General features: G+C 73.3%; 4 protein-coding genes. All 4 read right to left on the bottom strand.

Annotated features, from left to right (window positions below; all coding sequences use genetic code 11):
- A partial coding sequence (locus tag MTQ10_RS27065) for a serine/threonine protein kinase (RefSeq protein ID WP_247472860.1) occupies positions 1-1,578 on the bottom strand: 1,578 nt, incomplete at its 3' end.
- Positions 1,578-2,915 (bottom strand): hypothetical protein, encoded by a 1,338-nt coding sequence (locus tag MTQ10_RS27060; protein ID WP_247472859.1) that lies wholly within the window; start codon positions 2,913-2,915, stop codon positions 1,578-1,580. The genes MTQ10_RS27060 and MTQ10_RS27065, both read right to left, overlap by 1 nt.
- A 119-nt stretch (positions 2,916-3,034) precedes the next feature.
- A complete protein-coding gene (locus MTQ10_RS27055) occupies positions 3,035-4,075 on the bottom strand; it encodes a glutamate ABC transporter substrate-binding protein (RefSeq protein WP_247472857.1) in 1,041 nt (346 codons plus the stop codon).
- Positions 4,076-4,089: 14 nt separating this feature from the next.
- Positions 4,090-5,502, bottom strand: coding sequence for a hypothetical protein (locus MTQ10_RS27050; RefSeq protein ID WP_247472856.1), 1,413 nt, complete (start codon positions 5,500-5,502; stop codon positions 4,090-4,092).
- Positions 5,503-5,827: the final 325 nt, after the last annotated feature.

The following is a 5,827-nucleotide window of genomic DNA, read 5'->3' as shown; positions in this document are numbered from 1 at the left end:
GAGATGTGTATAAGGAACAGTCCGCGACCTCCGGCGCCTGCCCCGCACCGTCCGCGCCCCCAGCCGGGACACCTCACCGTCCAGCCGCGGGAACAACTCCGTGTCCGTCACCCGGATCTCCGGCCCGAACAGCGTCGACAGGGCGGGCCGCGCCCGGCCCGTCTGGAGCGACACCACCTCGCGCAGCACACCCGTCAGCTGCTCGGCCATCTCCTGCGCCGACGCGAACCGGCGCGCCGGGTCAGGGTCGGTGGCCCGCACCAGCAGCCGGTAGAACGACTCGTACTGCCGGAACACCTCGATCGAGTCCGGGTCCGGCAGCGAGTCCACGTACGTCGTCGTGTAGCCCTGGAAGTCGAACGTGAGCACCGCCAGCGTGCGGCCCACCGTGTACAGGTCCGACGCCACCGACGGGCCGACCTCCGCGACCTCCGGCGCCTGATAGCCGACCGTGCCGTAGATCGCCGACTCGTCGTCGTCCATGCGGCGCACCGCGCCCATGTCGATCAGCTTCAGCTGGTCCTCGGTCTGGATGGCGTTGTCGACCTTGAAGTCGCAGTACAGCAGGTTACGGCTGTGCAGATGGCCGAGCGCCTCCAGCGCCTCGATGCCGTACGCGCACGCCTGCTCCACCGGCAGCGGATCGCGCCGCCCGTCCGGGGTGCGGCGCGCGTTCGCGATGTCCTTCAGCGACTTGCCGCCGACGTACTCCATCACGATGTAGCCGTCGAGGGAGCCGGTGCGCTGGTCCAGATGCTCCACGAAGTTGTAGATCCGCACGATGTTGGCGTGCTCGATCTCCGCGAGGAACCGGCGCTCCGAGATCGCCGCGGCCATCGCGTCCTCGTCGCCGGTGTCCAGCAGGCCCTTCAGCACCACCCAGCGGTCCGCGACCGCACGGTCGACGGCCAGATAGATCCAGCCCAGACCGCCGTGCGCGAGACAGCCCGCCACCTCGTACTGCCCGTGCACCACATCCCCGGGCCGCAGCTTCGGCACGAAGGAGTACGGGTGGCCGCACTTGGTGCAGAAACCTTCCGTACGGCCGGGACGGGCGCCGCGCGCCCGACCCACCGGCGCCCCGCAGTCCGCGCGCGAGCAGAACCGCTTCCGCTCCGGCACCTCCGGGTTCTCCAGAACCATCGACCGCGGATCGGGCCGCGGCACCTGCGGCACCTCCACCAGCCCCGCCCCGAGCCGGCCCCGGCCCGACGAGGAGGCGGACGAACCGGAACTGCGCACCGACACCGAACGCGCCGACGACAGCCCCGACACCGACCGCGACAGCCGCCCCGGCACCGAACGACGCGACCGCGCCGACCGCGCCGACCGCGACGACCGCGAGGACCGCGCCGACGCGCCCGACCCGCCACCGCCGGGCGCACTGCCCGGAGTGCTGCCGCTGCCCGCCGAACCGGCCCCGCCGCCCGTCAGCCCCGTCGGCGCCGACCCGACCAGCCCCGTCGGCGACACCACCGGCGCCAGCCCGCACATGTCGCAGTACAGCTCACCGCCGCCGACGTCCTCGTACGAACCGCCGCACCCCGGACGCTGACACGTCTGACCCGCCTGACTCATCACGGCTCCCCCCTCGAGTCCTGCGGCCCGAACTGCCGGGGCACCGCCGAGGCGTCCGGACCGCCGAGCGCCTCCGCCGCCGCCCGCTGGTAGCGCAGCACCGCCTGCTCGGCCACCCGCAGATCGCACGGCGCGCTCCACAGCATGCGGCGCGCCCGCTCGTACAGCTCCGCCAGCTCCGGGTCCTCCGCCAGCCCGAGCCGGGCCACCTTCGCCTTGTACGCGTCGAGCCGGCCGCGCAGCTCCGCACGCACCGCCAGCGGCGCCGTGACCGCCGTCAGCGACTCACGGGCCCGCAGCAGCTCCTCCTCCGCCTTCTGCTCCAGCTCCTCCAGCAGCGGCGACAGCCGGTGCCACTGCGCGTGCCTGCGGTACTCGGCGGCCGTCGCCAACTGCTCCTGGAGCACCGTCGGCGGGCCGCTCACCACCGGCACCTCCGTCGCCGCGATCTTCGCCAGCACCTCGCCGCGCGCCGTCCGGGCCTCGGCGAGCGTACGGTCCGCGCGCGACAGCACGTCCCGCAGCCGGACCAGCCGCTTCTCCGCGTCCTGACGGACCGTCAGCACCGCGTCGATCTCGCGGCGCACATCCTCCAGGGCGCGCGCCTCACGGTCGTACACCGTGGTGTCCGGCCGTCCGCCGCCCGGCGCGGAACTGCCCTGAGCCGGCACCCAGAACGCCAGCGGATCGGAGATCACCTGCTCCCGCAGCCGCGCCAGCGTGCGCGTGATCCGCTCCAGGTCGTCGCCCGCCGGATGCTCACCCGGACGCACCCCGACGGAGTGCGCGAGCTGCCGGGTGCGCTGGAGTTCCGCCGCGAGCAGATCGATCCGCGCGGGCAGCGCCGACCACACCGCGTCCGCCGCCACGACCATGTCCAGCGACGACGCGTACAGCTCGTTCATCCGGTCCACCAGTGCCGACAGCGAGTACCGCTCGCTGAGCCGGCCCGGACCGCCGTGCAGCGTCGGCGCGTTCGCCAGAGCCGCCGCCGAACCGGCCAGCGTCACCGGCTCGCCGCGCAGCAGCTCCGTCAGCTCCACCAGATCCTCACGGCTGGACCAGCGGCGCCGCGCCCGGATCTCACGCGCCGTGCGCAACGCGTCCGAGTACGCGTCGAAATACGCCCACAGCAGCGTGATCGCCGCTTCCGTCGACGCCCAGCGCTCCTTCGTGACACCGGTCAGCTCGGCGCCCTCCAGCAGCCTGCGGCCCGCATGGTCCTGAAGGGCGAGCAGTGACGTCTCGATCGCCTCGTGCTCGGCGCCGAGCCGTGCCAGCGCACGGTCCACCTCGTCCCGGTCCATCACCGGCCCGGCGGGGTCCGTGACGCCCATCGATCACCTCTCGCTGCTCGGTCCTGTCCCTGCCCTGCGCCGTGCGCCGCGCCGCACCCGACGGCCCGTGCACCCGGCCGCGCGGACGTCCGCCCCCTGCCTCCACCCCCGGACCGCGGTCACCCGGTGCGCAGATACTGCGGGGCGGGCGGCTTCGACGCCGACGAATCCTTGCCCAGTGTCGCCGACAGCCATGTGTCGTACGAGGTCTGCCAGTCGCCCTTCGCGTAGTCCACCAGGACCTGATTGACCCGGCGTACCAGATCGTCCGCGTCCTTCTTCATCGCCACGCCGTAGAACTCGGTCGTGAACGCCTTGCCCTTCAGCTCCACCGCCGGGTCCTGCGCGGCCTGACTCGCCGCCAGCGCGCCGTCCGTGACGACCGCGTCGACCTCGCCGAGCTGCAACCGCACCAGACAGTCCAGCTGGTTCGGCACCGTCACGGAGATGTCCGCCGACAGCCGGCCGGCGCTGCGGTCCTCCTCCAGCTTCGCGTGCGCCGTCGAACCCGCCGCCGTGCAGATCCGCTTCTCCGTGAGCGAGTCGTCGTAGCCGGTGATCGTCGACGACTTCGGCGCGAGGACCTGCTGGCCCGTGCGGAAATACGGCGCGGAGAACGCCACTTCGCCGATCCGGGCGCAGCTGATCGTCATCGTCCGCACCACCATGTCGACCCGGCCGTCCTGGATCGCCGGTATGCGCTGGTCGGTGGGGATCGCCTTGAACTGCACCGCGTCCCGGTCACCGAGGATCGCCTCGGCGATCCGGTGCGCCAGATCGATGTCGAAGCCCTCCAGCCGCGCGCCCTCCGTGTTCGGGTCGCGGTAGCCCCAGCGGTAGCTGTTCTGGTCCACGCCCACGACCAGTTTCCGCTTCGCACCCGTACGGGCCTTGATCGCCCGGATCGTCGGACCGTCCGCCGTCGACGGCGGCAGCGTCTGCTTCTCCGGGGCCTCGCAGTCCTCCGCGCGCGCGTGCACGCCCTCGGCGACACCCCGGCCGCCCGAGCGGGGAGTCTCCGCGCCGCCCGACTGGGTCAGCGGCAGCAGCAGCACGAACGCCAGCGCCAGCGCGCACAGCACGGCCATGGCCGCGACCCCGCCCCAGCCCCGCAGCCCGGCCCGGGCCCGCCGCGCCCACACCGTCACGCCGTCTCGCATTGCTCCGCCCCCTCTCACCGGTACTCCGAAAGCCTGCGCCCGATACCGAACAACGCGCCCGCCGCGCCCAGCAGCGCCAGCACCGCCGCGCCCACCGGCAGACCGGCCATCGCGTCCAGCCCGTCACCGGCCGCCCGCCGGAACTCGCGCTGCTCGTGCGACAGCGCCATCATCAGGTTCGCGTCCACGTTGTCGAAACACTCACCCGTGGAGCCCTTCGCGCCGCCCCTGCCCGGCGTGCCGATCACTGTGTCCAGCGCCTGCTCGTAGAAGCCGTCCTCGTCCGCCGCGCGGGCCTTGGCGTGCCGCTTCTTCCACTCCGCCATGTCGCCCGCCGCCTCCGCGACCGGGCGCTTCCCGTTGTCGTCGTCGGCGAGCGCCCGCGCCCGCGTCAGCGCCCGGCCCAGGACGTCCATGTCCTTGTTGAAGTCGTAGTCGAACGCGTCGTACGTCCGGCCGCCCACCTTCACCGTCTCCGCGCCCCGCGCCACCAGCGTGAGGTTCTCGTTGCCGCGCGCCTTCAGCGAGGCGATGCGCGCGTCGTTCAGCACCTTCAGGGAGCGCACCCCGTTGTCGTACGAGTCGTCCAGCGAGGCACGCGCCACGCTGTGCCCGACGACCAGCCACAGCAGCACCACCGCCGTCGCCGCGGTCGCCGCGACCAGGCCCTGGTTCAGCACGCGGTGCGTACGACGGTAGTGGCGGCGCTGCGCCCACGCCAGCGCGGCCAGCGCGGCCACGCCGAGGGCGATCGCCGCCCACGGGTACGGGCGGGCGTCCGCGTAGTCGGCGTCGAGCCGCTGGTTCTCCCGCGTGTAGAGATCCTCCGCCGCCGGGAGCATCTCCTTCTGCATCTTCTCGTTCGCGTACCGCAGATACGCGCCGCCGACCGGGAAGCCCTGACGGTTGTAGGTGCGGGCCCGCTCCACCAGGCCCTTGTACTCCGGCAGGAGCCGGTTCAGCCGGGCGATCGTCTCGGCGGCCGGGGTGCCGGCGTCGGAGCTGTTCGCCGCGGTGATCAGGCCGGCGGCGGCCGTGCGGATGTCCCGCTCGTAGAGCTCCCGGGTCGCCTTCGGCTCCTGGCCGCCCGCCAGGAAACCGCTGGAGGCGGCGGTGTTGGCGTCCGCGAGGGAACGGTAGATGTCCGCGGCGGCCGAACTGAGCGGCTGGCTCTTGTGCAGCACGTCGTCCGCGGCGGCCGAACGGTCGGTCATCTGCCAGGCGGTGACCGCGCCGAACGCGAGGACGAGAGCGGCGAGTACGGCGCCGATGATGCGGAGCCGGCCGGGCTCCGTCGCCGCCGCGGCGCGGAGGGTGTCCAGGCCCTCCGCGAAGGCGGTGCGGGGGGTGGGGGGCGGCGGTGCGGGGGTGCCGTCGCCGGTCGGCGGTGCGGGTGGTGCGGCGTGGCCCGTCGGCGTGTGTGTCACAGGTGACCTCCCCCATGGTCATGCGTCGCCGCAAAGTATCCACGACTCCCTGCCCATGAATACGCCGGGGAGATCGGTTCGGTTCCCCGTTCGCGCCGTTCCCCGCGCCCCTTCTCACCGGCGGTCCGGTGGGTGGTCTCGCGCCGTTCCCCGCGCCCCCCTGAGGGTGGCTGCGCCGTCGTCTTCACCTGCGGGCCGGTGGGGGGCTGGCCGCGCGGTTCCCCGCGCCCCTGAGGGCGAGGCAGGTGGGCTCTGTGCCCACGTGGCCGCGGGCAGGCGTGCCGCTGGGGCGCTGGGGGTCCCCTGCTCGAACGAAGCCGAGAGC

This window comes from Streptomyces sp. XM83C (assembly GCF_023072675.1).
GTDB lineage: Bacteria > Actinomycetota > Actinomycetes > Streptomycetales > Streptomycetaceae > Streptomyces > Streptomyces thermocoprophilus.
This window is presented reverse-complemented; position numbering and strand designations above follow the sequence as displayed.

Bases quoted from the DNA above. Each gene is read 5' to 3' on its own strand.
- MTQ10_RS27055 (WP_247472857.1), bottom strand. From the start codon at position 4,075: ATGCGAGACGGCGTGACGGTGTGGGCGCGGCGGGCCCGGGCCGGGCTG.
- MTQ10_RS27060 (WP_247472859.1), bottom strand. From the start codon at position 2,915: ATGGGCGTCACGGACCCCGCCGGGCCGGTGATGGACCGGGACGAGGTG.